The 533-nt window shown below is 36.8% G+C and carries 1 pseudogene; it reads left to right on the top strand.

Going from position 1 to position 533, the window contains the following annotated elements:
- A pseudogene (locus QZ114_RS08955) lies at positions 1-533 on the top strand (mucus-binding protein); the annotation flags it as partial.

A 533-nucleotide genomic window follows, 5' to 3' on the forward strand; every position in this document is an offset into this window, starting at 1 on the left:
ACACCGAAGATTGGTGAAACTCCGTTACAACCAAAAGTGCCAAATGATCCAACACAAGGATACATTCCACCAGCGGTACCAACAGAACCTGGAACAAATACAGATATTACGTACGTGGCAGATCCACAAAAAGCTGTAGTGAAAGTATTCAATACAACAACAGGAACAGAGGTAGAATTACCAACTGAGAAAGTAAGTATTGATAACGGAACAACGGATTCAGCGATTCCAACTGATTCAGTAACAGCTAAGATTGCAGACTTAGAAAAACGTGGATATGTAGTTGAAAATAAAGACTTATTAAATAATCAAAAATTTGATAACGAAAAAGATCCAACAGATGGAGATCCAACACAAGTATTCAAATTGAAAGTACATGAAAAAGTTGTGACAGTAACAGAGCCGAAAAATCCAAACGATCCAGTAGATCCGGATAATGGAGAAGGACCAAAATGGCCAGAAACTGGATTAGCAAAATCTGACTTAGAAAAAGAAGTAACAAGAACAATTACTTACGTTAAGAAAGAAACTGC

This window comes from uncultured Streptococcus sp., from assembly GCF_901875575.1.
Lineage (GTDB): Bacteria > Bacillota > Bacilli > Lactobacillales > Streptococcaceae > Streptococcus.